General features: G+C 63.8%; 22 protein-coding genes. 10 read left to right on the top strand and 12 right to left on the bottom strand.

Going from position 1 to position 25,993, the window contains the following annotated elements; all coding sequences use genetic code 11:
* Positions 1 to 93: 93 nt before the first annotated feature.
* Positions 94 to 2,133, bottom strand: a complete 2,040-nt coding sequence (locus tag XH89_RS02720; protein WP_194465605.1) for a methyl-accepting chemotaxis protein — start codon at positions 2,131 to 2,133, stop codon at positions 94 to 96.
* Between the two features lie 266 nt (positions 2,134 to 2,399).
* On the opposite strand from XH89_RS02720, the gene XH89_RS02715 reads away from it, so the two are divergent.
* Together XH89_RS02715 and XH89_RS02710 are read left to right on the top strand one after the other, a co-directional pair.
* Positions 2,400 to 3,566 carry an FIST N-terminal domain-containing protein gene (locus XH89_RS02715; RefSeq protein ID WP_194465604.1) on the top strand — a complete coding sequence of 389 codons (1,167 nt, stop codon included), beginning with the start codon at positions 2,400 to 2,402 and terminating at the stop codon, positions 3,564 to 3,566.
* The gene (locus tag XH89_RS02710) at positions 3,563 to 4,921 is read left to right on the top strand and encodes a hybrid sensor histidine kinase/response regulator (protein ID WP_194465603.1); all 1,359 of its coding nucleotides are present in this window, start codon (positions 3,563 to 3,565) and stop codon (positions 4,919 to 4,921) included. Before XH89_RS02715 ends, XH89_RS02710 begins: the two co-directional genes overlap by 4 nt.
* A 125-nt stretch (positions 4,922 to 5,046) precedes the next feature.
* On the opposite strand, the gene XH89_RS02705 is transcribed toward XH89_RS02710, so the two are convergent.
* The 5 genes from XH89_RS02705 to XH89_RS02685 all read right to left on the bottom strand — a co-directional run bounded on the left by XH89_RS02705 (position 5,047) and on the right by XH89_RS02685 (position 10,675).
* Positions 5,047 to 5,745: a response regulator transcription factor gene (locus XH89_RS02705; protein ID WP_194468349.1), complete on the bottom strand. Its 699-nt coding sequence runs from the start codon at positions 5,743 to 5,745 to the stop codon at positions 5,047 to 5,049.
* A 112-nt stretch (positions 5,746 to 5,857) separates the two neighbouring features.
* On the bottom strand, positions 5,858 to 6,544 hold the full coding sequence (locus XH89_RS02700; protein WP_194465602.1) for a response regulator transcription factor: 687 nt from the start codon (positions 6,542 to 6,544) through the stop codon (positions 5,858 to 5,860).
* A gap of 162 nt (positions 6,545 to 6,706) precedes the next feature.
* The gene (locus XH89_RS02695; protein WP_194465601.1) at positions 6,707 to 7,891 is read right to left on the bottom strand and encodes a c-type cytochrome; all 1,185 of its coding nucleotides are present in this window, start codon (positions 7,889 to 7,891) and stop codon (positions 6,707 to 6,709) included.
* Positions 7,892 to 8,013: 122 nt separating this feature from the next.
* Positions 8,014 to 9,729 carry a PQQ-dependent methanol/ethanol family dehydrogenase gene (locus XH89_RS02690; protein ID WP_246767720.1) on the bottom strand — a complete coding sequence of 572 codons (1,716 nt, stop codon included), beginning with the start codon at positions 9,727 to 9,729 and terminating at the stop codon, positions 8,014 to 8,016.
* 496 nt (positions 9,730 to 10,225) lie between these two features.
* Entirely contained in the window at positions 10,226 to 10,675 is a 450-nt protein-coding gene (locus tag XH89_RS02685; RefSeq protein ID WP_194468347.1) for a carbon monoxide dehydrogenase subunit G, read from the bottom strand.
* A 581-nt stretch (positions 10,676 to 11,256) separates the two neighbouring features.
* Between XH89_RS02685 and XH89_RS02680 the strand changes: the two genes are divergently transcribed.
* From XH89_RS02680 to XH89_RS02665, 4 genes are all read left to right on the top strand, one after another.
* Positions 11,257 to 11,742, top strand: a complete 486-nt coding sequence (locus XH89_RS02680; protein WP_194465600.1) for a (2Fe-2S)-binding protein — start codon at positions 11,257 to 11,259, stop codon at positions 11,740 to 11,742.
* 83 nt (positions 11,743 to 11,825) lie between these two features.
* Positions 11,826 to 14,168: a xanthine dehydrogenase family protein molybdopterin-binding subunit gene (locus tag XH89_RS02675; RefSeq protein ID WP_194465599.1), complete on the top strand. Its 2,343-nt coding sequence runs from the start codon at positions 11,826 to 11,828 to the stop codon at positions 14,166 to 14,168.
* Between the two features lie 16 nt (positions 14,169 to 14,184).
* Positions 14,185 to 14,985 (top strand): xanthine dehydrogenase family protein subunit M, encoded by an 801-nt coding sequence (locus tag XH89_RS02670; protein WP_194465598.1) that lies wholly within the window; start codon positions 14,185 to 14,187, stop codon positions 14,983 to 14,985.
* Positions 14,986 to 15,191: 206 nt separating this feature from the next.
* Positions 15,192 to 16,313 (top strand): CaiB/BaiF CoA-transferase family protein, encoded by a 1,122-nt coding sequence (locus XH89_RS02665; RefSeq protein ID WP_194465597.1) that lies wholly within the window; start codon positions 15,192 to 15,194, stop codon positions 16,311 to 16,313.
* A 207-nt stretch (positions 16,314 to 16,520) separates the two neighbouring features.
* Here XH89_RS02665 and hppD read toward each other — a convergent pair whose 3' ends face one another.
* A complete protein-coding gene (hppD, locus tag XH89_RS02660) occupies positions 16,521 to 17,639 on the bottom strand; it encodes a 4-hydroxyphenylpyruvate dioxygenase (RefSeq protein ID WP_194465596.1) in 1,119 nt (372 codons plus the stop codon).
* A gap of 113 nt (positions 17,640 to 17,752) precedes the next feature.
* Between hppD and XH89_RS02655 the strand changes: the two genes are divergently transcribed.
* A complete protein-coding gene (locus XH89_RS02655) occupies positions 17,753 to 18,232 on the top strand; it encodes an Lrp/AsnC family transcriptional regulator (protein WP_194465595.1) in 480 nt (159 codons plus the stop codon).
* 72 nt (positions 18,233 to 18,304) lie between these two features.
* Entirely contained in the window at positions 18,305 to 18,616 is a 312-nt protein-coding gene (locus XH89_RS02650; RefSeq protein WP_194465594.1) for a DUF1272 domain-containing protein, read from the top strand.
* Between the two features lie 121 nt (positions 18,617 to 18,737).
* On the opposite strand, the gene fahA is transcribed toward XH89_RS02650, so the two are convergent.
* The 5 genes from fahA to XH89_RS02625 all read right to left on the bottom strand — a co-directional run bounded on the left by fahA (position 18,738) and on the right by XH89_RS02625 (position 24,325).
* Positions 18,738 to 20,009 (bottom strand): fumarylacetoacetase, encoded by a 1,272-nt coding sequence (gene fahA / locus XH89_RS02645; RefSeq protein ID WP_194468346.1) that lies wholly within the window; start codon positions 20,007 to 20,009, stop codon positions 18,738 to 18,740.
* A gap of 125 nt (positions 20,010 to 20,134) precedes the next feature.
* Positions 20,135 to 21,481 (bottom strand): homogentisate 1,2-dioxygenase, encoded by a 1,347-nt coding sequence (gene hmgA, locus XH89_RS02640; RefSeq protein ID WP_194465593.1) that lies wholly within the window; start codon positions 21,479 to 21,481, stop codon positions 20,135 to 20,137.
* Between the two features lie 2 nt (positions 21,482 to 21,483).
* Complete coding sequence (locus XH89_RS02635; RefSeq protein ID WP_194465592.1) at positions 21,484 to 22,440, bottom strand: MBL fold metallo-hydrolase; 957 nt, start codon at positions 22,438 to 22,440, stop codon at positions 21,484 to 21,486.
* A gap of 23 nt (positions 22,441 to 22,463) precedes the next feature.
* A complete protein-coding gene (locus tag XH89_RS02630) occupies positions 22,464 to 22,688 on the bottom strand; it encodes a DUF2783 domain-containing protein (RefSeq protein ID WP_194465591.1) in 225 nt (74 codons plus the stop codon).
* Positions 22,689 to 22,696: 8 nt separating this feature from the next.
* Complete coding sequence (locus XH89_RS02625; RefSeq protein WP_194465590.1) at positions 22,697 to 24,325, bottom strand: FAD-dependent oxidoreductase; 1,629 nt, start codon at positions 24,323 to 24,325, stop codon at positions 22,697 to 22,699.
* Positions 24,326 to 24,435: 110 nt separating this feature from the next.
* Between XH89_RS02625 and XH89_RS02620 the strand changes: the two genes are divergently transcribed.
* Both XH89_RS02620 and XH89_RS02615 read left to right on the top strand, forming a co-directional pair.
* Positions 24,436 to 24,975, top strand: coding sequence for a MarR family winged helix-turn-helix transcriptional regulator (locus tag XH89_RS02620; RefSeq protein WP_194465589.1), 540 nt, complete (start codon positions 24,436 to 24,438; stop codon positions 24,973 to 24,975).
* 58 nt (positions 24,976 to 25,033) lie between these two features.
* A complete protein-coding gene (locus tag XH89_RS02615; protein ID WP_194468345.1) occupies positions 25,034 to 25,777 on the top strand; it encodes a class I SAM-dependent methyltransferase in 744 nt (247 codons plus the stop codon).
* Positions 25,778 to 25,993 lie beyond the last annotated feature (216 nt).

The following is a 25,993-nucleotide window of genomic DNA, read 5'->3' as shown; positions in this document are numbered from 1 at the left end:
GCCGCAACCCGCGGCGAGGTGAGGCGGGAGATTTAAAGCCCGCTCTCTCCCTTCGCCGGGACGACCATGGAATGTGGAGCGGCGTAAGCCTTGTTAAGCCGCCCGGATGTTTGCCATGAAGCGGTCGAGCTCAGCGCGCAGGCGGCTGCTTTCGGACGACAGCGTCTTGGCCGAGTGTAGCACTTCTTCCGAGGCCGAGCCGGTCTCAGCGGCGCCGCGGTTGACCTGGCCAATGTCGGTCGCCGCGGTCTGGGTGCCCTGGGCAACGTTCTGAACGCTGCGGGCGATCTCCTGCGTCGCCGCACCCTGCTGCTCGACGGCGCTCGCAATCGAGGTCGAGATCGACGAGATCTTGCCGATGGTCGCACCGATCTCCTTGATCGCGACGACCGACTCCGCCGTCGCGCCCTGCATGCCCGCAATGTGCGAGGAAATCTCGTCGGTGGCTTTCGCGGTCTGGCTCGCCAGAGACTTAACCTCGCTCGCGACGACCGCAAAGCCGCGGCCGGCTTCACCCGCGCGCGCCGCCTCGATCGTGGCGTTCAGCGCCAGGAGATTGGTCTGCTCGGCGATCGCCGTGATCAGCTTGACCACCTCGCCGATCTGCTGGGCGGCGTGCGAGAGCTTTCCGATGCGGCCGTCGGTCTCCTTGGCCTGGACCACGGCGGCCTCGGCGATGCGGTTGGAGTCGCGGACCTGGCGGCCGATCTCCTCGACCGAGGCCGACAGCTCCTCCGTCGCGGTCGCGACCGACTGCATGTTGTTCGAGGCTTGCTCGGACACGCCGGCGACCTGGCTGGACAGGGTCTGCGTGGTCTCGGCGGTGCGGGTCAGCGTGGACGCCGAGGATTCGAGCTGGACGGCCGAGGCCGACACGTTCGACACGATAGCACCGACCGCCGCCTCGAAATCATCGGCAAAGCGGATCAGCTCCGAGCGCCGCGACGCGGCCTGCTCCTTGTTCTGGGCTTCGCTGGCGGCGGCATCGCGTTCGGCCTTGGCGATCGCCTGAACCTTGAACTCCTCGACCGCGCCGGCCATCTCGCCGATCTCGTCCTTCCGCCCGAGACCCGGCAGCACGACGTCGAAATTGCCCGAGGCGAGCTCCCGCATCGCCTTGCACATCGCAATCATCGGCCGCGAGATGCCGGTGCCGAGCAGGAAGGCGAGGACCGCACCTAACAGCGTGCCGCCGACGGCGAGCATCAGCACCAATTGCTCGGTCTTCCCGATGGTCGCCTCCGATTCCAAATCCAGCCGCTGCTGCTCGGCAACCAGATCCGCCTTCATGGCGGAGGCGCCCTGAAGGATCGCACCGGCCGAGCCGCTCATCTCGGTGACGAGCTCGTCGACCAGCTTGGCGTTGGCGATCAGCTTCTCGAGCGCATCGCGATAGGCGGCGAGGATGGTCTTGGCGTCCTTCAGGCCGGCGACGATCTTGTCGTCCATGGAATAGACCGCGCCGAGCGAGTTCTCGACGAATTTCAGCCGCGCCAGCGCACTGCTTGCGATCGATTGGTCCGACGTCAGCACGAAATTGGTCGCGGCCGCGCTTGCGGTCTGGAACTGGGCATTGACCTGCTTGGTGCCGAACTCGATCGCCTGCGCCTCGGCGTCGGAGGCGTTGTTACCGATGTCGTCGAGCTTGTACTTCAGCAGATTGGCCTGGCGCGAGAGCTGGTTCTGCACCAACAGCGTGCTGTCACGCTTGGCTTTGAGGACCTTGGCGAAGGTCGCGGAAAAATTCGAAAACTCCTTGGCGAGCTTGTTGAGGCTGTCCTGCCGAGGCGCTGTCTTCGCACTCTTGACGGCCTGCTCGATGGCGTTTTTCAGACTGGCTTCGGCGTCGAGCGCCGCCTTGGCGTCGTCTTCCTTGCCGGTGACGACGAAGTATTTGACAGCCGACCGGTAGGCGAGCAATTCGCGGTCGATGTTACGGGCGAGATCGGCCTCCGAGACGCTGCTGCGATAGGACCCGACACCGGATGAGACTCGCTCGAAGCCGAAATAGGCAAACGCCATGCTGCCGGCGGAGATCACCAGCACAGCGGCAAAACCGAGGATGATCTTGGCGCGGAACCGGAGTGTCGGAAATATGCTGCGCTTGGATGGCGACGCGGTACGCCCGGACATTCCCAAACCCCCATTTTAGTCTTCAGCCGCGATCGGGAGGCGCCCCGCCCCCAGACCTGGATGCGCAAAACTAAGGCACAATCGATAAAGGGCGGTAAATTCTTCCGATCTGCATGCTGGAGCGGAGAATCTCCGAGCAGCGAGAGCGGCCCCCGGCGACCTCGCGTGTTGCGGCTAAACGGAAAACGCCTTATTCTTGCGGCACTTGTCGGGCAATAATCACGCACTTGGCGTTAGACCAAGCTAGTCCTCGAGGGAGAAGCGGAGTGGGGCAAACCGAGTTTCGGTTTGACGGAGCGTCTGGTGTTGCCGTTGCCAAATCGAAGGCGGCGACCGTCGATGAAGCCGTGGCCGAGCTTGCGGCCCAGCTCCCGTCCGACGAGCTGGCACTGATCCTGGTCTTTCTCTCTCCGCGTTACGACCCCCATCATTTCGTCGCCGAGATCACCCGGCAATTCGACGAGACCCAGGTCTGCGGCTGCACCACCGCGGGCGAGCTTGCCCCTGACGGCTGGGACGAGAACAGCGTCGTGGCTCTCGCCTTCAGCCGCGCGGACTTCTCGGCCGCGGTGCGGCCCATTCTCAACCTCGACAGCTTCCAGGTAGAGGACGGCCGCAGGATCGGCGGCGAGCTGCGGCACGAGCTGCTGCGGGCGAGCCCGCAAATCGATCGCGGCAGTCCCTTCGGCCTGGTCTTGATCGACGGCCTGTGCCGCCGCGAAGAGGCGGTGATGTCCGCGCTCTATGCCTCGCTCGACGACATCCCTGTGGTCGGCGGGTCCGCGGGCGACGGAATGCGCTTCGAAAGGACCTTCGTGTTCTTCGACGGTAAGGCCCACACCAACGCCGCCCTGCTGATCCTCCTGAGCACGTCGCTGCCGTTCCGGGTCTTCAAATGCGACAATTTCGAGCCGCGGGCGCAGAAGATGGTGGTCACGGAGGCCGACATCGAAAATCGAACGGTCAGGGAGCTGAATGCCGAGCCGGCGGCCAAGGAATATTCGCGCGTGGTCGGGATCATGGACGCCAAGCTCGACCCGTTCTCCTTCGCATCCCATCCGGTCCTGGTGCGCGTCGGCGGCTCCTATTACGCGCGATCGATCCAGCGGGTCGAGCCGGACGGCTCCCTGCATTTCTTCTGCGCGATCGACGAGGGCATGGTGCTGACGGCGGCCTCGTCGAAAAGTCTGGTCGGTGCGACGCACGAGACCTTCGCCGAGATCCGCGACCAGATCGGAGACGTCTCGCTCTATATCGGTTTCGAATGCCTGCTCCGCCGGCTGGATGCCGAGCAGCATCAGCTCGCGCGCGACATGTCCGAGCTGTACCGGCAGAACCGCGTCGTCGGATTCCACACCTATGGCGAACAGTTCGGCTCCATGCACGTGAACCAGACCTTCACCGGCGTTGCGATCGGAAGGCGCCCGGCGTGACGGAGAGCTGGCAGGACACTCAAACCGTCGAGCAGCTCCAGCGCGAAGCCGCGAAGCTGAAGAAGATCAATGCCGCGCTGATGTCGCGCGTCGAACGCTCGATGGACCAGCAGCTCAACGCCTTTTCATTGTTCGAGACCGCCATCGCGCTCGATCACAAGGTGCGCGACCGGACCCATCAGCTGCGCGAGGCGCTGCATTCGGTCGAGCGCGCCAATCAGGGTCTCTACCGCGCCAAGCAGCAGGCCGAGGCCGCAAGCTCGCTGAAATCCTCGGTGCTGATCTCCGTCACCCACGATTTGTTGCAGCCCCTCAACGCGGCACGCCTGACGCTGTCGGCACTGACCGAGATGATGGAATCGCAGGAAGCGGGCGTTCTTATCGATCAGGTCGACCGCTCGCTGGTGACGCTGGAAGATCTGCTGCGCTCGCTGCTGGAGATCGCAAAGCTCGATGCGGGCGCTCTTCGGCCCGACGTGCGGCCGATTACGCTCGCCCCCCTGTTCGACCAGCTGCGAAACGAGTTCGAGCCGGCCGTCTGGAGGCAAGGTCTTTCCTTGCGCATTCGTCCTTCCTCGCTCGCGGTGTTTTCCGACGCCATGATGCTGCGCAGGATCCTGCAGAACCTGCTGGCGAATGCGATTCGCTATACCCGCAGCGGCGGCGTCATCATGGGGTGCCGGCCGCGAGGCGACCACATCTGCATCCAGGTCTCCGACACCGGGCCGGGAATTGCGAAGGCGCAGCAGGAAGCGATCTTCCGCGAGTTCCAGCGCGGCGAAGCGAGCGCCACCGACCAGGCTGGTTTCGGGCTCGGCCTGTCCATCGTCCGCCGTTTCGCAACCGTGCTGGGACACGAGGTACGGCTGTCGTCGCGGGTCGGCCGGGGATCGACCTTCACCCTGGAGCTGGCGTCAGCCGACCTCACCGAAGCCAGTGGCGAGGTGCACGAGGTCAAACTCGCGGAGCGGCACTGTGGCGGACTCGAAGGCGCCAAGATCCTGCTGATCGAGAACGATCCGAACGGCGCGGAAGCGATGGCCGCCCTGCTGGAGGGATGGGGCTGCGACGTCGCGACGACGCGGTCGACCGCGGACGCATTGGTGCGCCTCAGCGAGCTCGGCGGCGCGCCGGATGCGATCATCGCCGATCTCCACCTCGATCACCGCGAGAGCGGCTTGTCCGCCATTGCCGACGTCCGGGAGCATCTGAAGCTCGACACCCCCGCCATGATCATTACGGCCGACTATTCCGAACAAGCCGCGAAGGAGGCGAGCCTCGTCGGCCTCGAGGTGCTGAAGAAGCCGATCAAGCCCGCCGAGATGCGGGCGCTGCTGTCGTTCCTGCTGAGCTGATATCGAAAACAACCCCATGCACAGTAGGGGTAATATCTTACATTCCGCCAGGCCAATGATCCCTCAAGGATAGTCTTAACCAACGAGCACCTCGGTTGGCGCGACGTGGCTGCGGAAGACTCACCTCAAGGCTGATCCGACTGGGCACACTCGCGCCTTGACGCGGAGCCCTCGGCTGCCAGCGTCACGAAATCAATTCTGGACATTTCGACGATGGCTTTGGTGCGGCTCATCACGTTGAGCTTGCGCAGGATGTCGGAGACGTGGACCTTCACGGTGGTCTCCGAAATCTTCAGCTCATAGGCGATCTGCTTGTTCTGAAGGCCACGCTGGAGCATTTCCAGGACGCGCAATTGCTGCGACGTCAGGTCGTGCAGGCGCTTCAACAGCTCCTGGGCGGGGCCTCCGGACCGCGGTGGCCGCGCCAAACCGCGATACGCATCCGGCAGGCAGATCGAGCCGCGCAAGACCTCACTGATCGCCTGCGCAAGCTCTCGTTTCGAAGAGGATTTGAGGATGTAGCCGGATACGCCGAGCGATAATGCGCTGCCGATGATTTGCGGATCCTGGTACCCGGATACGATGATGACCGGAATCCGCGGAAACGCCTTCCTGATGCGGATGATCCCCGACAGGCCTGTCGTCCCCGGCATCGAAAGGTCGAGAAGGACGAGGTCAATTCCGTCTGTCGACGACAGCAGGCCGAGCGCGCCGTCAATCGAGGTGGCCTGCAGGATGACAGCCTCGGGCGTCGCCAGTTGCAGGGCGCCTTCCAGGGCTTCGCGAAACAGCGGATGATCTTCGACAATGAGAAATCGTGTCACGTTGGACCATTCCCAGATCGTTGCCTGCGCTGACGTATATAAAGCATGTCCGAGCCAGAGCGAACCAGATTGATCTAGGTCAAATGGATCCAGGTCAAGACGACGTGCCGTATTATTGCGGCCTCCCGCGATCGACGCGCGCATTGGGTCGGCTCTTGGGATCGGGCAGGTCCATCTTGCCGATCTCGACGATTGCCTTGTTCCGGCTGAACAGGCCGAGCTTGCGCAGGATCTCGGTGATGTGCGCCTTGACCGTGGATTCCGCGAGCCGAAGCTCCTGGGCGATCTGCCGGTTCGGAAAACCGCGACGCAGCAGGTCGAGCACGCGAAGCTGCTGCCCCGTGAGCTCGCGCAACTTGACCTCGAGCGCCTTGTTGCCATCGGCCCGTCGTCGGTGCGGTGCGACGACAAAATCCTTCGGCACCGACACCGATCCGCTGAGCACGCCCTCGATCGACTGCGCCAGTTCGCGCTTGGAGGTCGACTTGGGCAGGTACCCCGCGGCGCCCAGCGCCAGCGCTTCGCGGACCACGTGCTGGTCCTCCTCGCTTGACACGATGGCGACAGGCAGGCGCGGATGGGTCTCACGCAGGCGGAGGAAGCCGGAGAATCCGGTCGCATCCGGCAGTGAGAGGTCGAGCAGCGCGAGGTCGATACCCTGTTCGGCCGAGAGGATATGCAGGGCGTCCTCGATCGACATCGCCTCGAGGATCCGCGCCTCCGGCAAGGCCAGACGCACCGCATTGCCGAGCGCCTCGCGAAACAGCGGATGATCATCGATGATCAGGAAGCTGGTCATGGCGCCTTCCCAAGAGTCCACCGTACAAGACTCCACCGCGCGAGACTGCACGGCACGGGCATCGACCGCAGGAGCGGAAGCAACACATCCATGCTGCCCCCGCCCGGGATGATGCCGCCTCGACGCTAGCACATCTTCTCGCTCCCGTCAGGTCAAGGCCGTTCAGTCGTTCGATTCGGCCTGAACCGTCAGCAAGAAGGAATAGATGCTGTCGAACTGTTCGTCGGTGAACACTTCCTTCCAGGCCGGCATGCCCTTGGACGGCCGGCCTTCATGCACGGTCTTCCAGAACGTGTCGCGCATGTCGTCGCCGTAGCGGTGACGCAGGAGCCGGAGGTCGATCTTCCGCTCGCTCTGGATCGCGTCGGGACCGTGACAATGCGCGCAGGTGCCGTTGAAGATCTCCTTGCCTGCCCCGACGGCCTCCGCATTTGGCGCAGACGCATCGCCCTTGGTCTCGGTCGCCACCACGTTGGCGATCTGCACCACGGCGGGCCCCGTTCCCGTCCCCGTCGTTGTTCCCGCCGGCGCTGCCCGGGCCGCGCCGAAGCGCACCGGCTGCCCTGTCGGCAAGCCGTACTTCACCGCAAGCTTGCCGATCGTCTTCTCAAGCTGCGGCAAGACGGCATCGACACGATCCCGGAGCTCGGTCGACGTCTTCGCAAATCCGATGGCGGCATCCCATGACAGACCTTCGCCTTCGGTCAGCTGAATCTGATAGCGATCATTGTAGCTGGTCTTGTTCAGCCAGCCGGCGACAGGTCCCCAGATGAAGGCGACGTCCACCTTGCCCTGCTCGAGCGCCTGCATGCCCTCCTCCGGCGACAGCACGGTCACCTTCTGGACATCGTCGCGGCTCGCGAGCAGGTTTTGCGGCGTGCTGGCGAACTGCACCGCGACGCGCTTGCCCTTGAGGCCGTCGATGCCGCCGATCGCCTGTCCCTTCGCCGCCACCAGCGCATAACCCTCCTTTGCGAAGGTGTTGGAGAAGATCACGGCCGGTCCCATGAAATCCTCGGAGCGCGGCAGTCCGATCATGGCGTCGCATTGCTTGCCGAGCAGCGTGACGCGCACGGTCCGCTTGCCGAAATAGGATTTGTACCAGTCAAAGGCGATGGGACGGCCGAGCGCCTGCGCCAGCGCCTGTCCGATCTCGACATAGAACCCCGGCTGCGAGGGGCTGTCGCTCGAGAACGGCAGGTTGGTAGGATCGGCGCAGAGGCGGAACGGCTGCACCTCGTCCGCGTGAGCGAGGGGAGCGATCATCGCAGCGGCGCACGCAACAAGTCCGGCGATGGCGCGATTTCGGCTGTTGCCGATTCCAAGATGATTCCGGCGCATCCTCATCTCCCGCAGTTGGGAATTGTTTGGATCAAGCGTTGCGGCACGAGGCATCGGCCGATGCCGCAACTCTCGTCTTTAAAAAAACGCGCGCGTATCCGTCACCTCATGGATACGCGCGCGAGTGGTCACTGGACGGAGAACACGAAGAGAGAACCGCCCTCGGGCGCAGCGGCCGTCATCTTCTTGCCAATATCGCCCAGGAACGCAGGGATCGAGGCCGTGCGACCGACGACGATGGCGACATACTGCTTACCGCCGACCTCATAGGTCACCGGTCCGGCGCCAATGCCGGAGCCGAGATTCCTGCTCCAGAGCACCTTGCCATTCTTCGCATCGATGGCGCGGAAGTCGCCGTGAAGGTTGCCGGAGAACACCAGGCCGCCGCCGGTGGTCAGCGTGCCGCCGTTGAAAGGCAGGTCTTCCTTGATCGACCAGACCTTCTTCTGAGCGACCGGATCCCAGGCCATGAGTTCGCCGAGGAAGCCGCCGGGACCTTCCTTGGTCGGGAATTCGGCGCCGAGATAGAACACGCCGCGCTTGTAGGAGACATCGCCGACCGACCAGTCCATGCAGACATTGTTCGACGGGATGTAGACGAGGCCGGTCTGCGGGTTGAACGACATCGGTTGCCAGTTCTTGCCGCCGATCAGGTTCGGGCAGATGTCCTTGGCCGGATGGTTCGGGCCCGGACGCTTGTCCGGATCCTCTTCCGCCCGCATGGTGTTGACGTCCCACTTCTTGGCCCAGTTCGAGAAGACGTACTTCTCGGCCGAGAGCACCTTGCCGGTCTCGCGATTGGCGACGAAGAAGTAGCCGTTGCGATCCGCCTTCATCAGAGCCGGCACGGTGCTTCCGCCGATCTTGAGGTCGGCGAGCACGGCTTCGTTGACGCCGTCATAATCCCATGCATCGGCCGGCGTGGTCTGGATGTGCCACTTGATCTTGCCGGTGTTGGGATCGAGCGCGAGGGTCGAAGCCGTGTAGAGATTGGTCAGCTTGCCGAAATTGCCGTCGCCGGTCGAACGCACCGCGGTGTTCCACGGGCCGGGATTGCTGGTGCCCCAATAGACCGTGTCGCTCTTCGGATCGTAGGAGCCGACCAGCCAGGCTGCGCCGCCGCCATGCTGGGCGGTATCGCCCTTCCAGCTGTCGCCGCCGGGCTCATCCGGGTTGGGAACGGTGTAGGTCTGCCACACCTGCTTGCCGGTGTTGATGTCGAAGGCCAGCAGCGCGCCGCGGGCGCCGTACTCGCCGCCGCCAAAGCCGGTGATGACCTTGTCGCGCACCACGAGCGGCGGCGAGGTGATGACCGAGCCCTGCTTGTAGTCGACCACCTTCGAGGTCCACAGCGCCTTGCCGGTCGCCGCATCCAGCGCCGTCAGCTTGCCGTCGAGGCGGCCGACGAAGATCTTGCCGTCGGCATAGGAGACGCCGCGATTGTTCACGTCGCAGCAGGCGAATTGCAGCACGTCGTCGGGAATATCGGGCTCATAGGTCCATTTGCGCTGCCCCGTGGCGGCGTCGAGCGCGTAGACATATTTCGGGCCCCAGGAGCTCGAAACGTAGAGCGTGTTGCCGACGACGATCGGCGAGGACTCGTTCGAACGCAGCGAGGCCAGCGAGAACGAATAAGCCAGCGTCAGCTTGCCGGCGTTCTCGGTATTGATTTGCTTGAGGGGGCTGAAACGGGTGTTGCCGTAGTCGTGACCGGTGACGGCCCACTGGTTCTGGTCGGATTGCGCCTTGATCACCGAGTCGTTGGCGCGAACGGTGGATGTCGCGGCAGCCAGCATCGCAATCATCGAAATGCCAGCCAAGAAGCCCTTCGTTCCAAAGGTCATGTATTCCCTCCGATGTTGTTGTGCGCGCCGCATTGAGCGCCCGAGCGAGATGCACTCGCGATGCGCAGTTTGTCTGCGAACCATCGTTTGGAATTACAACATCGTCGCTTCTGGCTTAGTATAGGCGGAAGGTAGTAGTGCAAATCACCGGCAAGTTTCGTCGCGCATCTCGTTGTCGATGCTTGCGTCTTTGCCTAGATCTACAGTGCAAAACGCACCAAGCGGTGCACGACGGCATCGCCTTCCTGTGCGCACGCCTCGTCCTTCGAGACGACCGCTTCGCGGTCTCCTCAGGATGAGGCTAAACAGCAATGGTACTCGCTAAAACAACTGCCACGCACTCCGCCCTCATCCTGAGGGCCCGCCAAAGGCGGGCGTCTCGAAGGATGCGCCGCAGGGAATCTGCTCTCAAACGCGATAACCCTACGCTTGTCCGGGACGACAGGTGAGTTTGTGGCGATGTTGTATCGTCGCGATCAGTGATGCTGCGCAGCAATCACGATGATGGCGCTACCAATGCGGCGAAGCTTTCGAAGAAATTCGCGGCCAGCTTTCGCGACGTCGAATCGATCAGGCGAGAGCCGAGCTGCGCGAGCTTGCCGCCGATCTGCGCGTCCGCCTCGTAGCGCAGGATGGTGACGCCGGGAGATTCTTCTTCCAGCCTGACCGTCGCGCCGCCCTTGGCAAAACCCGCAACGCCGCCGGCACCTTCGCCGATGATGCGGTAGCCGTTGGGCGCATCGATATCGGCGAGCGTCACCTTGCCGCTGAACGTCGCCTTCACCGGGCCGACCTTCAGCACCACTGTCGCAACCATCTCCGTCGGCGACGTCATCTCGAGAGATTGGCAGCCGGGAATGCAGCGCCTGAGAATGTCCGGGTCGTTGAGCGCAGCCCACACAATGGCCTGGGACGCCGGAATACGCTGACTGTCGTTCATCTGCATCGCTTCCACCCCATTTTCGCTGTTGCTTGTCAGGCTCGCCTAAGGGCGCGCTCGGCTGCGATCAATTGCCAGTAAGTACTAGTCCTGCTGAGGTCCGGCCGCCTTGAGAAATCGCAATATCCGAAAGTACGGGGCTGACCTGGCTCGCCCAACGACACCGTACCGGCAGAGGATCGCTGCATTGCCGCAAATGAAATCAATGACTTAATCCGCAGCCGCCTACTACCAAGATCGCGATTACAACGGCAGGGGCGCGTGCTCCTATTTGCGCAACGAACAGGCATCCAGGGGAGAAACCGACGTGCGGCCGGGCGCCACATAGGACGCGACAAGGCAGGCGCTTCGCGCGATGATCAGGTCGAGCACGCGGCCTCACAGACGCAGCTTCTATCTTTTTACAATGCTCTCTGCGAGGTCGCGCCACATCGGCGGCGGCACGAAACATTGTGACCGAATCGCGCATCAGCGGCGGCCGCCACGATGACCTTTCCATGACGCATGGCCACGAAAATCCCAGTTGCAAAGTTCCGTTCGCGCTGTCTCTAATTGGAATAACGACAAACATTCGGGAGGACTACACCGTGTCTACAGTCAAACTGACAGTGAACGGCAAGGCCGTTGCTGTTGACGTCGAGGACCGCACGCTGCTGGTCCATTTGCTGCGGGATCACCTCAACCTCACCGGAACCCATGTCGGCTGTGACACCAGCCAGTGCGGCGCCTGCGTCGTGCACGTCGACGGCAGGGCGGTGAAATCCTGCACCATGCTGGCCGGCCAGGCCGACGGGGCCAACGTCACCACCATCGAAGGCATCGCCAAGGGCGACGAGCTGCACCCGATGCAGGCCGCCTTCCGCGACAATCACGGCCTGCAGTGCGGCTATTGCACGCCGGGCATGATCATGTCGGCCATCGGCATCGTGCAGCGCCACGGCGGCCAGCTCGACGAGGCGACCGTGCGTCACGAGCTCGAAGGCAACATCTGCCGCTGCACCGGCTATCACAACATCGTCAAGGCCGTGCTGGATGCAGCCGGACGCATGAAGGTCTCGCAGGCGGCCGAGTAGCGGCTCGCCTCGAAAGAACAACCACCGCCGCTGCTTTCGTGGGAAAGCGCGGTCAAGGAAATTTCCGGTCGGGAGGACCAGACATGGGTGTTGAAGGCATCGGCGCGCGCGTCGTGCGCAAGGAAGACAAGCGATTCATTACCGGCAAGGGCCGGTACGTTGACGACATCAAACTGGTGGGCATGACCCACGCCCATTTCATCCGCAGCCCGCATGCGCACGCCAAGGTGAAGAAGATCGATTCGTCCGCTGCGCTGAAAATGCCGGGCGTGGTCGCAGTCCTCACCGGCCAGCAGCTCGTCGACGACAAGGTCGGCAACCTGATCTGCGGCTGGGCCATCACCTCCAAGGACGGCAGCCCGATGAAGATGGGCGCATGGCCCGCGATGGCGCCGGAGACGGTGCGCTTCGTCGGTCAGGCCGTCGCGGTCGTGATTGCCGACAGCAAGAACCTGGCGCGTGACGCGGCGGAAGCCGTCGTCGTCGACTACGAAGAACTTCCCGCGGTCGCCGACGTCCACGCCGCCATCAAATCAGGCGCGCCGCAGCTTCACCCCGAAGCGCCCGGCAACCAGGTCTATGACTGGGTGATCGGCGACGAGGGCGCGACCGATGCGGCCTTCGCCAAGGCCGCCAATGTCGTCAAGCTCGACGTCACCAACAACCGCCTCGCCCCGAACGCGATGGAGCCGCGCGCGGCGATCGCCGATTATGACGCGGCCGAAGAGCATTTCACGCTCTACACGACCTCGCAGAACCCGCACGTCGCCCGCCTCGTGCTGTCGGCGTTCTACAACATCGCCCCCGAGCACAAGCTGCGCGTGATCGCCCCCGACGTCGGCGGCGGCTTCGGCTCCAAGATCTTCATCTATCCGGAAGAGATGGTGGCGCTGTGGGCCTCGAAGAAGGTGGGCCGTCCCGTGAAATGGACCGGCGACCGCACCGAAGCCTTCCTCACCGACGCGCATGGTCGTGACCACGTCACCCATGCCGAGATGGCGTTCGACGCCAACAACAAGATCACCGGACTGAAGGTGAAGACCTACGCCAATTTCGGCGCCTATATGTCGCTGTTCTCGTCGTCGGTACCGACCTATCTCTACGCGACGCTGCTGTCGGGCCAGTACAACATCCCGGCGATCCATGCCGAGGTGGTCGGTGTCTACACCAACACCACGCCTGTCGATGCCTATCGCGGCGCGGGCCGCCCCGAGGCGAGCTATCTGATCGAACGTCTGATGGAGACGGCGGCGCGGCAATTGAAAGTCGATCCGGCGCAGCTTCGCCGGACCAACTTCATCACCCAGTTCCCGCACCAGACGCCCGTGATCATGGCTTATGACACCGGCGACTTTAATGCCTCGCTCGACGCCGCCATGAAGGCGATCGACTATGCCGGCTTCCCCGCGCGCAAGGCCAAGGCGAAAGCCGACGGCAAGCTGCGCGGCATCGGCGTGTCCTGCTACATCGAAGCCTGCGGCATCGCGCCGTCGAAGGCGGTCGGCAGCCTGGGTGCCGGCGTCGGCCTGTGGGAATCCGCGGAGGTGCGCGTCAATCCGGTCGGCACCATCGAGATCCTCACGGGCTCGCACAGCCACGGCCAGGGCCACGAGACGACGTTCTGCCAGCTCGTTGCGGATCGCCTCGGCGTTCCCATCAGCCAGGTCTCGATCGTCCATGGCGACACCGACAAGGTGCAGTTCGGCATGGGCACCTACGGCTCGCGTTCGGCGGCCGTCGGCCTCACCGCGATCCTGAAGGCCATGGAGAAGATGGAATCCAAGGCCAAGAAGATCGCCGCGCATGCGCTGGAAGCCTCCGAAGCCGACATCGTCATCGAGAACGGCGAGTTCAAGGTGACGGGCACCGACAAGGCGATTGCGCTGCCGATGGTAGCGCTCGCGGCCTACACCGCGCACAATCTGCCTGAGGGGATGGAGCCGGGCCTGAAGGAAAGCGCCTTCTACGACCCGACCAACTTCACCTTCCCGGCCGGCGCCTATATCTGCGAGCTCGAGGTCGACCCCGGTACGGGCAAGACCTCCTTCGTCAACTTCGTCGCGGCCGATGATTTCGGCCGGCTGATCAACCCGATGATCGTCGAGGGCCAGGTCCATGGCGGCCTGGTTCAAGGCATCGGGCAAGCCCTGCTCGAGCACGCGGTCTACGACGCCAACGGCCAGCCGGTCACGGCCTCGTTCATGGACTACGCCATGCCGCGCGCCGACGACGTGCCATCCTTCAACCTCTCCCACACCACGACGCTGTGCCCGGGCAATCCCTTGGGCATCAAGGGTTGCGGTGAGGCCGGCGCGATCGGCGCCTCCGCGGCCGTGATCAACGCGATCACGGACGCGATCGGCAAGAACAATCTGGAAATGCCCGCAACCCCTGACCGGGTGTGGCGCACGATCCACGCGGCTTAAAGAGGGAGGACCGAAGATGTACCAGACCACTTATCATCGCGCTTCCTCGGTGGATGAGGCCGCCAGCCTGTTCGGCAAGAGCAGCGAGGCGAAATTCCTCTCCGGCGGCCAGACGCTGCTGCCGGTCATGAAGCAGCGCCTTGCCGGGCCGTCCGACGTGATCGACCTCGCCAGGATTAAGGAGCTGATCGGCGTCGAGGCCTCCGGCGACACGCTGACCATCAAGGCCGCCACGCCGCACCACGACGTTGCGACCAGCGACGTCGCCAAGAAGGCGATCCCCGCGCTCGCCTATATGGCGTCGCTGATCGGCGATCCTGCCGTGCGCTATCGCGGCACGATCGGCGGCTCGATCGCCAACAACGATCCCGCCGCGGACTATCCGGCCGCCCTGCTCGCGCTCAGCGCCACCGTGAAGACCAACAAGCGGTCGATCGCGGCGGAGGATTTCTTCAAGGGCCTGTTCACGACGGCGCTTGAAGACGGCGAGATCGTCACCGCCGTGTCGTTCCCGGTTCCGGCCAAGGCGGGCTACGCCAAGATGCGGCATCCGGCCTCGCGCTTCGCGCTGACCGCCGTCTTCGTCGCGCAGACGAAGTCTGGCGAGATCCGCGTCGCCGCGACCGGCGCCTCGCAGAGCGGCGTGATGCGGGTTGGCGCGATCGAAGCCGCGCTGAAGGCGAACTGGTCGCCGTCGGCGCTCGACAGCGTCAGCATTCCCGCGAGCGGACTATTGGCCGACATCCACGGCACGGCGGAGTACCGCGCCAACCTCGTCAAGGTGATGGCGCAGCGCGCGGTGACGGCTGCGGGCTAAGATCCTTCTCTAGCGACTCAACACAATTCTTCGGCGGCGCGCAGCAATGCGCGCCGCTTTTTTGATGCCTCCATGCATGAAAAGCGCTTGCCTCGCTGGCGTGAAGGCGAGAAGAGTTAATCAGCCAATTAACTCGCCCAGAGAGGAAAGTCGGAAGGCGAAGGCCTGACATCAGGCACGCGCCCGCGACCCGAGGAAACAACAACGTGCTCGACAAAGCAGCCCAGGAAAAATCAGAAGACCCGTCCGTCCGCAGCTCCGGCCCGCTCGCGGGCTTCCGCGTCGTCGAATTCGCCGGGATCGGACCCGGCCCGTTCGCCTGCATGATGCTGGCCGACATGGGCGCCGATGTCGTCACGCTTGACCGTGTCGGCGCGAAGAAGAGCATGAAGTCGGTGGCCGGCCGCGGCCGCAAGCTGATCGAACTCGACCTCAAGGACAAGGCGGCGATCGCGCAGGTGCTCGATTTGCTCGCCAGCGCCGACGCTTTGGTCGAGGGCTTTCGGCCCGGCGTGATGGAGCGGCTCGGGCTCGGTCCCGACGTCGTGCTCGCGCGCAATCCAAAGCTTGTCTATGGCCGGATGACCGGCTGGGGCCAGGAAGGGCCGCTGGCCAATGCCGCGGGCCATGACATCAACTACATCTCCATCACCGGCGCGCTGGCCGCCATCGGCACCGACGAGGCGCCGGTGCCGCCGCTCAACCTGGTCGGCGATTTCGGCGGCGGCGCGCTCTATCTCGTCGTCGGCGTGCTCGCAGCATTGTTGGAGGCCTCAAGGTCCGGCAAGGGCCAGGTGGTCGACGCCGCAATGTGCGACGGCGCGGCCTCACTCATGTCGTTCTTCTTCGACATGAAGACGCTGGGACGCTGGACCGAGGGCCGCAACCGGAATTTCCTCGACGGCGGCGCTCACTTCTACGGCGTCTATGAATGCGCCTGCGGCCATTTCGTCTCGATCGGCTCGATCGAGCCACAGTTCTACGCGCTGCTGCGCCAGCATGCCGGCCTGACTGATGCCGATTTCGACGCGCAGATGGACCCCAAGGCCTGGCCCGCGCTGAAGCAAAAGCTGAAGGCCGTGTTCAAGAGCAAGACGCGCGAGGACTGGTGCAGGATCATGGAAGGCACCGACATCTGCTTCGCGCCCGTTCTGACCATGTCGGAGGCGACCGCGCATCCGCACATGGTCGCCCGCAACGTCTTCATCGAGCGCCACGGCGTGAAGCAGCCGGCACCGGCGCCGCGCTTCTCACGCACGCCGTCCGCGGCGCGCGAGCCGGAAGCGGCGGAGATCGGGGCGGTGATGAAGGCGTGGGCGGGGCGGTAGACGAACGCTGTCGCCTCAAATTCCGCTGTCGTCCCGGGGCGCGCGAAGCGCGAGCCCGGGACCCATAACCACAGGAAGTGGTTTGACGAAGACTCGCGGTTGCCAGTTCGCGCCGCAACTTCTCCCTGGGGGTATGGGTCTCGGATCAGCGCTCGCTTGTCCGGGACGACAATTGTGTTTGACGCTGCAGTGTGGCCGAAAGCAGCCCTACGCCGCCGTCTCCACCTTCAACACCCCGCGGCGGATCTGGTCTTCCTCGATCGACTCGAACAGGGCCTTGAAATTGCCCTCGCCGAAACCGTCGTCGCCCTTGCGCTGGATGAATTCGAAGAAGATCGGGCCGATCGCGTTGGCCGAGAAGATCTGCAGCAGCACCTTGGTCTGGCCGCCGTCGACCACGCCTTCGCCGTCGATCAGGATGCCGTTCTTCTGCAGGCGCGCGAGGTCCTCGCCGTGCCCGGGCAGGCGCGCATCGATCCGCTCGAAATAGGTCTGTGGCGGCGACGGCATGAAGGGCAAGCCGGCCGCGCGCAGGCCCTCGATCGTGCGATAGATATCGCGACAGCCGCAGGCGATGTGCTGGATGCCTTCGCCGCGATAGGTCTTCAGATATTCCTCGATCTGGCCGGAATCGCCGGCGTCCTCGTTGATCGGAATCCGGATCTTGCCGTCGGGGCTGGTCAGCGCGCGCGAGAACAGGCCGGAGGCACGGCCTTCGATGTCGAAGAAGCGGATCTGGCGGAAGTTGAAGAGTTTTTCGTAGAAGCCGGCCCAGACATCCATGCGGCCACGATGGACGTTGTGGGTGAGATGATCGAGATAGAACAGGCCGGCGCCGACCGGCTTGGGATCGCGCGCGCCCAGCCATTCGAACTCGGCCTCATAGGCCGAGCCCTTGGCGCCGTAGCGATCGACCAGATAAAGCAGGCTGCCGCCGATGCCCTTGATCGCGGGCACGTCGAGCGTCTTCTGCGCGGAGGACACATCGGCCGGCTCGGCGCCGAGCGCGATCGCGCGGTCATAGGCCGCCTTGGCATCGACCACGCGGAACGCCATCGACGGCGCACACGGACCGTGTGCGGCGACGAACTCAGTGCCGTGGGTGCCGGACTCCTCGTTGACGAGATAGTTGATGTCGCCCTGGCGATAGACCGTGATCTTCTTGGTCCGGTGGCGCGCGACGGGCGCATAGCCCATCAGCTTGAACAGACCGTGCAGCTGTTGCGGATCGGGATGCGCATATTCCACGAACTCGAACCCGTCGGTGCCCATCGGATTGTCTGATGTGATCGTGGCCGGCGGTGCATCGTGCGGAAACGGACCCATTGGCGGTTGCTGCTGGCAAGAACTATCCTTCATGGAGCGCGCAATGGGCGTGCAAACGAGACGCGTTTTTGCTATCCTATGCACGATCCGTGCACCAATTGGACAAAATGCGCATGATTCCGGTGGATGCCTTCGACCTCAAGATCCTGGGCGCGCTCCAGGATGACGGCCGCCTCACCAACCAGGAGCTCGCCGAACTGGCAGGGCTCTCGGCCTCGCAATGCTCGCGGCGGCGGATGCGGCTGGAGGAGGAGAAGGTGATCGCGGGCTATCATGCCGATCTCTCCAGCGAGGCGCTCGGCTTCGGCGTCATCGCCTTCATCCAGGTCGGGCTTGCGACCCACTCGCCGGATAATTCAAAGCGGTTTCGCGCGCTGGTGAACCGGATCGACGAGATCCAGGAGGCCTATTCGCTGACGGGCGATGCCGATTACGTGCTGAAAGCCGTGCTGCGCGACCTCAAGGGGCTCTCCAATCTCGTCAATGACGTCCTGATGCCGCATCCGAGCGTGGCGCATGTGCGCTCCTCGATCGTGCTAGATCGTCTGAAGGAAAGCTCGAAGCTGCCGCTGAAGGATTTGAAGGCTGGCTGAAATCGAGGGAATTCCGCCATTCGCCCTTCGCGCGCTCTCTGCGATGATCCGGCTAGTCCGGGAGATTCGACCATGGCCCTGCAGCTTCGACCGAACTGCGAATATTGCGATTGCGACCTGCCGCCTGAGGCCACGAATGCGCGGATCTGCTCCTACGAATGCACGTTCTGCGCGGAGTGCGTCGAGACAAAGCTCTTCAACGTCTGCCCGAACTGCGGCGGCGGCTTTGCGCCGCGCCCGATCCGGCCGGCGCAGGAATGGCGGCTAGGCGTGTGCACGAGCAAGCAGGCGCCGTCCGACAAGCGGGTGCATCTGAAGTACAGCCGGGAGGACGTCGCCGCGCATTGCGCGCGGGTGCGCGACGTGCCGCCGGAGAGGCGGTAGGCTCTCTCCGCGCCGTCATTGCGAGCGCAGCGAAGCAATCCAGACTGTCGTCGCGTTGACAGTCTGGATTGCTTCGTCGCTTTGCTCCTCGCAATGACGGAGGTCGTGGCAACGGCGGAGCCTACTCCGCCGGCAGAATCGTGCCTTCGACCTCGCCGAAACCGACGCGATAACCGTTGCCCTGGCACCAGCCGCGCATCACGAGACTGTCGCCGTCTTCCAGGAACGACCGCTTGATGCCGCCAGGCAACTCGACCGGTTCGGTGCCGTTCCAGCTGATCTCCAAGAGACTGCCGCGCTGGTTCTTCTCAGGGCCGGAAATGGTGCCGCTGCCTAAGAGATCCCCGACATTCATGGCGCAGCCCGAGGAGGCGTGGTGCATCAGCTGCTGCACCGAGGACCAGTACATGTATTTGAAGCTGGTGCGGCTGATGCTGGCGGGCGCGTTGGCGCCGGCCGCGCGCAAGGACACGTCGAGCGCGATATCGTAGTTCTGCGGCCGGCTCTGCTTCAGATAATCCAGCGGCGCCGGCTCCTGCTCCGGCCCGTTGAGCCGGAACGGCTCCAGCGCCTCGCGCGTCACCACCCACGGGCTGATCGAGGTCGCGAATGCCTTGGCGAGGAACGGGCCGAGCGGCACATATTCCCATTGCTGGATGTCGCGCGCGCTCCAGTCGTTGAGCAGCACGAAGCCGAAGATCATCTCCTCGGCCTGAGCTTCGGTGAGCATGCCGCCCATCGGCGACGGCTGGCCGATCACCACGCCCATCTCCAGCTCGAAATCGAGCCGCTTGCACGGCGCAAAGCTCGGCACATCCACGCTCGGCGGCTTCAGCTGCCCGCGCGGCCGCTTCACTTTGGTGCCTGACACCACGACGGTGGAGGCGCGGCCGTTATAGGCGATCGGCATGTGCAGCCAGTTCGGCTGCAGCGCATTGTCCTTGCCACGGAACATCACGCCGACATTGGTGGCGTGCTCTTTCGACGAGTAGAAGTCGGTGTAGCCGGAGACCGCGAACGGCATGTGCAGCTTTGCATCGCGCATCGGCACGAGCGCCTGTTTGCGTAATTCCTCGTTGTCGCGCAGCTCAGGATGATCATGACGCAGCAATTCGCTGATTCTGGCGCGGGTCTTCGTCCAGACCGTTGGCCCGAGTGCCATAAAGGAATTGAGCGAGGGTCCGGAGAACACGCCGAGCGGGCCGACATCGAGCCGCGAGTCCTGCTCGAGCTCCCAGAGGTCGAGGATGTAGCTACCGATCGCCACGCCGACCCGCGGCGTCGGATTGGCCGCGGTCGAGAACACGCCGTAAGGCAGGTTCTGGATCGGGAAGTCGGAAGCGGGATCGACCTCGATGAAGGAGCGGGGGCTGGGGTCGTTGGAGTGGGGCACATGGCTCTCCGAGCTTGCGACCGTCATGGCCGGGCTCGTCCCGGCCATCCACGATCTTTCTTTGCTTCAACACGTGGATGCCCGGGACAAGCCCGGGCATGACGGAGGATGGTCGGCGAGAAAAGTTACGGCCTATTCGGATCAAACCGCTTCTCGAGGCCCTTCCAACAATCCGCATAGTCGTCCTGCAAGGTCGAGGACTTCGCGGCATGCGCTGTCACGCGCTGCGGGTAGCGGGTTTCGAACATGAAGGCCATGGTGCCGGTCAGCTTCACCGGCTTCAATTCGCCATTGCTGGCGTGCTCGAAGGCATCGCGGTCGGGGCCGTGCGGCAGCATGCAATTGTGCAAGGAGATGCCGCCGGGGACGAAGCCTTGCGGCTTGGCGTCGTAGACGCCGTAGATCAGGCCCATGAACTCGCTCATGATGTTCATGTGATACCAGGGCGGGCGGAAGGTGTTATCGGCCACCATCCAGCGCTCGGGGAAGATCACGAAGTCGATATTCGCGGTACCTGCGGTTTCCGACGGCGAGGTCAGCACCGTGAAGATCGATGGATCGGGGTGATCGAAGCCGATCGCGCCGACGGGAGAGAAGGTGCGCAGATCGTATTTGTAGGGCGCGTAATTGCCGTGCCAGGCGGCGACATCGATCGGCGAATGTGGCAAATTGGTCTTGAACAGCGAGCCGCCCCATTTCACGTAGAGCTCGGTCGGGATGTCCTTGTCCTCATAGTTCGCGACCGGCGTCAGGAAGTCGCGCGCGTTGGCGAGGCAGTTGGCGCCGATCGGCCCGCGCTCGGGCAGCGTGAAGGCACCGCCGTAGTTCTCGCAGAGATAGCCGCGCGCCGGACCGTTCGGGATCTCGACGCGGAATTTGACGCCGCGCGGGATCACCACGATCTCGCCTGGCTCGGCGTCGATGCGGCCGAATTCGGTGACGAGGCGCAAGTTTCCTTGCTGCAGCACGAACATCAATTCGCCGTCGGCATTGTAGAAGTGCTGGTCCACCATCGACTTGGTGATGAGATAGACATGCGCGGCCATGCCGGCCTGCGTGTTGACATCGCCGGCCGTGGTCATGGTCTGCACGCCTTGAAGGAAGGTGACCTCCTCCTTCGGCAGCGGCGTCGGATCCCAGCGCAGCTGGGCGATCGGCAGATCATATTCGTGGCACGGCGCCGAGCGCCACAGGCCGGCATCGACCTTCTCGAAGCGGCCGGAATGCTTCACCGAAGGGCGGATGCGATAGAGCCAGGAACGCTCATTGGCGCCGCGCGGCGCGGTGAAGGGCGAGCCCGAGAGCTGCTCGGCGTAAAGCCCGTAAGCGCAGCGCTGCGGCGAGTTGCGCCCGATCGGCAGCGCGCCGGGCAGCGCCTCGGTCTCGAAACTGTTGCCGAAGCCGGACATGTAGCCCGGCGTCACCTGCGCCGAGCTCCTGACGATCTGATCAGGCGAGGTACTGATGTTCATGACTACCCTCCTCCTTGCAGGGCCGCCCACATTTCCTGGTCGCGTTTGTCGGTCCAGATCACGGGATCGTCGATCCCCGACGCCTCGTCATAGGCGCGCGAGACGTTGAACGGCAGGCAGTGCTCGTAAATGGCGAAGCTGTGGAACTTCGGATCCATCACCTCGCGCGTCGCCGCCATCGATTCCTTCAGCGTGCGGCCCTTGGCGACCGAGATTTCGGCGGCGCCATAGAGCGAGGTGACGAAGTCGCGCGTCATCGCGATGGCTTCGCGCACGGTAGCAGTGCCCTTCAGCGCATCGCCGCGGCCCGGCGCGATCGCCTTGGGATTGAAGTTGCGGATCTCGTTCAGCGTCAACGGCCATTCGCGCAAATGTGCATCGCCACAGTAGCAGGCCGAGTGATACTCGATGAGGTCGCCGGAAAACATGACTTCGGCGTCCGGCACCCAGGCGACGATATCGCCGGAGGTGTGGCCGGCGCCAAGCTGCATCAGCCGCACTTCGCGCTTGCCGAGATAAATCGACATCTCGCCTTCGAAGGTCAGCGTCGGCCAGGTCAGGCCGGGAATGCTCTGCGCGTCCTGGAACAGGCGTGGGAAACGGCCGTATTCGGAATCCCAATCCTGCTTGCCCCGCTCCTCGATCAGCCGATAGGTCTCCTGCGAGGCGACGATGCCTTGCGCGTGATAGGCGGAGGCGCCGAGCACGCGCACCGCATGATAATGCGACAGCACGACATATTTGATCGGCTTGTCGGTGACCTTGCGCACGCGCTCGATCACCTTGTTTGCCATCGCTGGCGTCGCCTGCGCGTCGAACACGAGGCAGCCGTCATCGCCGACGATGACGGCCGTGTTTGGGTCGCCCTCGGCCGTGAAGGCATAGAGGTCGGTGCCGATCTCGGAGAAGGTAATCTTCTTCTCGGAGAGATCGCCGGTGGATGCGAAGTTCTTCGCCATCAGTTCGTCCTTCAACTCGGTGGTTATTGTTGTTGCTGTTGTTGCTGCTGGCCATCGATCATGCGGCGTTTCGCCAGCGCGAGCGCCTCTCGCAGCACGTCGATCTCGCCGATATGGTTGGCAAGGATCAGCACCAGCGCCGCGTCGAAATCGGCGCTCTGCTCATCGGTGAGTCCGCGATGCGCCTCGACGATGGCGCGAAAGGCATCGTCGGGCCGCGCGAAGTTGGAGCTGGTGGACAGCGGCATCTGGGACCTCAGTTCAAACCTTCCGCGCGCGCAAGGGCCGTCACTATCGCAGCCGCGGTCGGATGGCGGAAGCGCGCGGCGACATAGCCATCGGGCCTGAGCAGATAGGCCGAGCCCGGCTCGGCATCATAGCGCTTGGCGACGAGGCCTTGCGGATCGGCGAGCCCGCCCTCGCCGCCGATCCTGATATCCTTCACGCCTTTGGGCACATCGATCGCCGCGCCATTGCTGAACGACAGCAGGGTGAAGTCCGTTCCACCCTTGCGGAACGCGTCGGTCAAATAGGCTTCGTCACCCGCACGCGTGGCAACCGGCGCATCTAGCATGGAACACCCGGGCGACGGCCCGCCACACCACACCTCCGCATCGCGCGACGACAGCGGCGAGTCGTAGCTGCACGGCACCGACAGCCGGCCGCCATTGACCATGCGCTTGCCGAACTCGGTCTCCTTGGCGAGCGACAGCACCGCCTTGCGCAGCCGCGCCTCCTGATGCGAGTTCGGCGCCATGAAATCGGTCGAGCGGGTCGACTCGCGGATGTTCTCGTCGGCAGCCAGGCTGCGCTCGACATGGTAGCTGTCGAGCAGCCTCGCGGGCGACGTGCCACGCAGCACGCGGTCCAGCTTCCAGGAGAGATTCTCAGCGTCCTCGAGCCCTGAGTTCGCTCCGCGCGCGCCGAACGGCGAGACCTGATGGGCGGAATCGCCGGCAAAGATCACGCGGCCATGGATGAAGCGGTCCATCCGCCGACACTGGAACTTGTAGAGCGAGATCCATTCGAACTCGAACTTGTCGTGGCCGAGCATGCGCGCGATCCGGGGTCGCACATTCTCAGGCTTCTTCTCGACAACAGGATCGGCATAGCGGTTGAGCTGGAGATCGATGCGCCAGACGTCGTCAGGCTGGCGGTGCAGCAGCGCCGAACGCCCGGCATGAAACGGCGGATCGAACCAGAACCAGCGCTCGGTCGGAAATTCCGCGGTCATCTTGACGTCGGCGATCAGGAACTGGTCCTCGAACACCTGTCCGGCAAACTCGGCACCGACCATCTGCCGCAGCGAGGAGCGCGCGCCGTCGCAGGCGACGACATATTGCGCCTGCAGCCGATAGGCGCCTTCGGGCGTCTCGATCGTCAGCAGCGCGGAATCATTGCGCTGCTCGAGCGCCGTCACCTTGTTGCGCCAACGCAGGTCGATCCCCGGCAGATCGCTGATGCGATCGACCAGATAGGCTTCGGCGTAATATTGCTGCAGATTGATGAAGGCCGGCCGCTTATGGCCATCCTCAGGCAGCAGGTTGAACTGATAGAGCTGGGACTCGCCATGAAAGATGCGACCGACGCTCCACACCACGCCCTTGTCGACCATGCGGTCAGCAACGCCGAGCCGATCCCAATATTCCAGCGAGCGCTTCGAGAAACAAATCGCGCGCGACCCCTCGCCGATACGGTCGGCATCATCCAGAAGCACGACGCGCTGGCCGCGCTGGGCAAGATCGATGGCGAGCGACAGCCCGACCGGGCCAGCACCAACGACCACGACCGGATGCTCGGCCGGACTTGGGCCAGGACGATCCTGGTCCTGATGGCGGCGATAGCCGAACTGGGTTTTGGCTTTTTGCATATTGGCGGGAGCCATACACTAACCTCGGCTCTGGTCAGGAGAGGACTGATCTGCTAGATAGTCTCACGTGCAACTATTTTGGACCGGAGCCGGCCGGCCGTCAACTGGAAATCGGAGCGCTCTCCTTGGCGAGGACGACAGACACTGCGCTGAAGACACGCGAGGCAGACCAGCCATCGCCGAAAGCAAAGTCGCGGCTCGACCTGTTCAAGTTCGTGCCGTTCCGCCTCAACCGGCTTGCGGCGGAGGTCAGCTCCGCGCTCGCGGTCGAATATCAGGAGCGGCATGGGCTAGACATTCCGGCCTGGCGCGTGATCGCGACGCTCGGCTTCCGCAACGATGCCTGCAGCGCGCAATTCATCTCGCAATGCACGCGCACACACAAATCCACCATCAGCCGCGCTGTAACGACGCTGCTACATGACGGTCTGATCGAGCGGGTCGAGAACGAAGCCGACCGCCGTGAATTTCGCCTGCAACTGACGAAAAAGGGCCGCGCGCTCTACGAGGAGCTGTTCCCGCAATTGCTGCGGCGCGAGGACGAGATCCTCGCCTGCCTCACGGCGCAGGAGCGCAAGCAGCTCTCGGCACTGCTCGGCAAGATCGAGGAGAGCCTCGACCTGATCCAGACCAGCGAAGAGGCGGACGCGAAGCAGGCGTATTAGGGCGTGCACGCAGAGAGGCGCAGAAGCCTCGACCGCGCGAGAAAGCTTGGGTAGGCTCGTGAAGGCACTGGCTTATATCGCGGCACTACTCGCGGCATTTGCCGCAACGCGCGCATACGCCGCTGACATCGGTTATCTCGCTCCCCCCGGGATAGCTGCAAACGAGTTTCCCTCACCGCAGCGCCCCGTTGCACGGATCGTCAGCCCACGCCGCGCCGCCGAAGAGCGCCGCGACGCCCTCAATGAGGCCGGCCAGATCGCAAATGCCCTCGAGCTGAAACCGGGTATGACGGTCGGCGACATCGGAGCAGGCAGCGGCTACCACACGGTCAGGCTCTCGCGCCTCGTCGGACCTGCCGGCTCCGTCATTGCCCAGGACGTCACGCGGGACTATCTCGTCGAACTCGCAAAACGAACAGAACTTCTGAAGTTGACGAACGTGCAATTCGCGCTCGGTGAACCACACGACCCGCGCCTGCCCGCGTCCTCGCTGGATGCCGCAATCCTCGTGCACATGTATCACGAGATCGCCCAGCCCTATGCTTTCCTCTATAATCTCGTGCCCGCCTTGAAGCGGGGTGCGCGGATCGGGATTGTCGATCTCGAGCTTCCGACGTCGAAGCATGGCACGCCAATCGAGCTCTTGCGCTGCGAATTGACCGCCGTCGGCTATCGCGAGGTCGCCGCATATCAGCTTGCAGGGGACACAGGATATTTGGCGATCTTCTCTCCGCCGGAGCTCGCGGCGCGAAAATCTCCGAGCGATATCGTTGCTTGTAACGATCCTGCCGGCACGCGCTGACACCACGCCGGCCGCCCTGTCGTTCTATTTACCCGAACCGGCTGATCTACAGATGTTGCGCATTTGCTACACGAGCATCGAAACGACGTAACAGCCGGTGCGCGAGCCGTTGGGACGAGCTAGCATCGACTGTTCATTTGATGGATGGAGGCGCGACGAGGGCGCAGAGCGTATGAATTGTCACCTGTTGTGCTTATGGGGCGTACCAAGCACTAG

It is taken from the genome of Bradyrhizobium sp. CCBAU 53340 (genome assembly GCF_015291645.1).
Taxonomy (GTDB): domain Bacteria; phylum Pseudomonadota; class Alphaproteobacteria; order Rhizobiales; family Xanthobacteraceae; genus Bradyrhizobium.
This window is presented reverse-complemented; position numbering and strand designations above follow the sequence as displayed.

Bases quoted from the DNA above. Each gene is read 5' to 3' on its own strand.
- XH89_RS02720 (WP_194465605.1), bottom strand. From the start codon at position 2,133: ATGTCCGGGCGTACCGCGTCGCCATCCAAGCGCAGCATATTTCCGACA.
- XH89_RS02700 (WP_194465602.1), bottom strand. From the start codon at position 6,544: ATGACCAGCTTCCTGATCATCGATGATCATCCGCTGTTTCGCGAGGCG.
- XH89_RS02695 (WP_194465601.1), bottom strand. From the start codon at position 7,891: ATGAGGATGCGCCGGAATCATCTTGGAATCGGCAACAGCCGAAATCGC.
- XH89_RS02690 (WP_246767720.1), bottom strand. From the start codon at position 9,729: ATGACCTTTGGAACGAAGGGCTTCTTGGCTGGCATTTCGATGATTGCG.
- XH89_RS02685 (WP_194468347.1), bottom strand. From the start codon at position 10,675: ATGCAGATGAACGACAGTCAGCGTATTCCGGCGTCCCAGGCCATTGTG.
- XH89_RS02675 (WP_194465599.1), top strand. From the start codon at position 11,826: ATGGGTGTTGAAGGCATCGGCGCGCGCGTCGTGCGCAAGGAAGACAAG.
- XH89_RS02670 (WP_194465598.1), top strand. From the start codon at position 14,185: ATGTACCAGACCACTTATCATCGCGCTTCCTCGGTGGATGAGGCCGCC.
- hppD (WP_194465596.1), bottom strand. From the start codon at position 17,639: ATGGGTCCGTTTCCGCACGATGCACCGCCGGCCACGATCACATCAGAC.
- XH89_RS02655 (WP_194465595.1), top strand. From the start codon at position 17,753: ATGATTCCGGTGGATGCCTTCGACCTCAAGATCCTGGGCGCGCTCCAG.
- XH89_RS02650 (WP_194465594.1), top strand. From the start codon at position 18,305: ATGGCCCTGCAGCTTCGACCGAACTGCGAATATTGCGATTGCGACCTG.
- hmgA (WP_194465593.1), bottom strand. From the start codon at position 21,481: ATGAACATCAGTACCTCGCCTGATCAGATCGTCAGGAGCTCGGCGCAG.
- XH89_RS02635 (WP_194465592.1), bottom strand. From the start codon at position 22,440: ATGGCGAAGAACTTCGCATCCACCGGCGATCTCTCCGAGAAGAAGATT.
- XH89_RS02630 (WP_194465591.1), bottom strand. From the start codon at position 22,688: ATGCCGCTGTCCACCAGCTCCAACTTCGCGCGGCCCGACGATGCCTTT.
- XH89_RS02625 (WP_194465590.1), bottom strand. From the start codon at position 24,325: ATGGCTCCCGCCAATATGCAAAAAGCCAAAACCCAGTTCGGCTATCGC.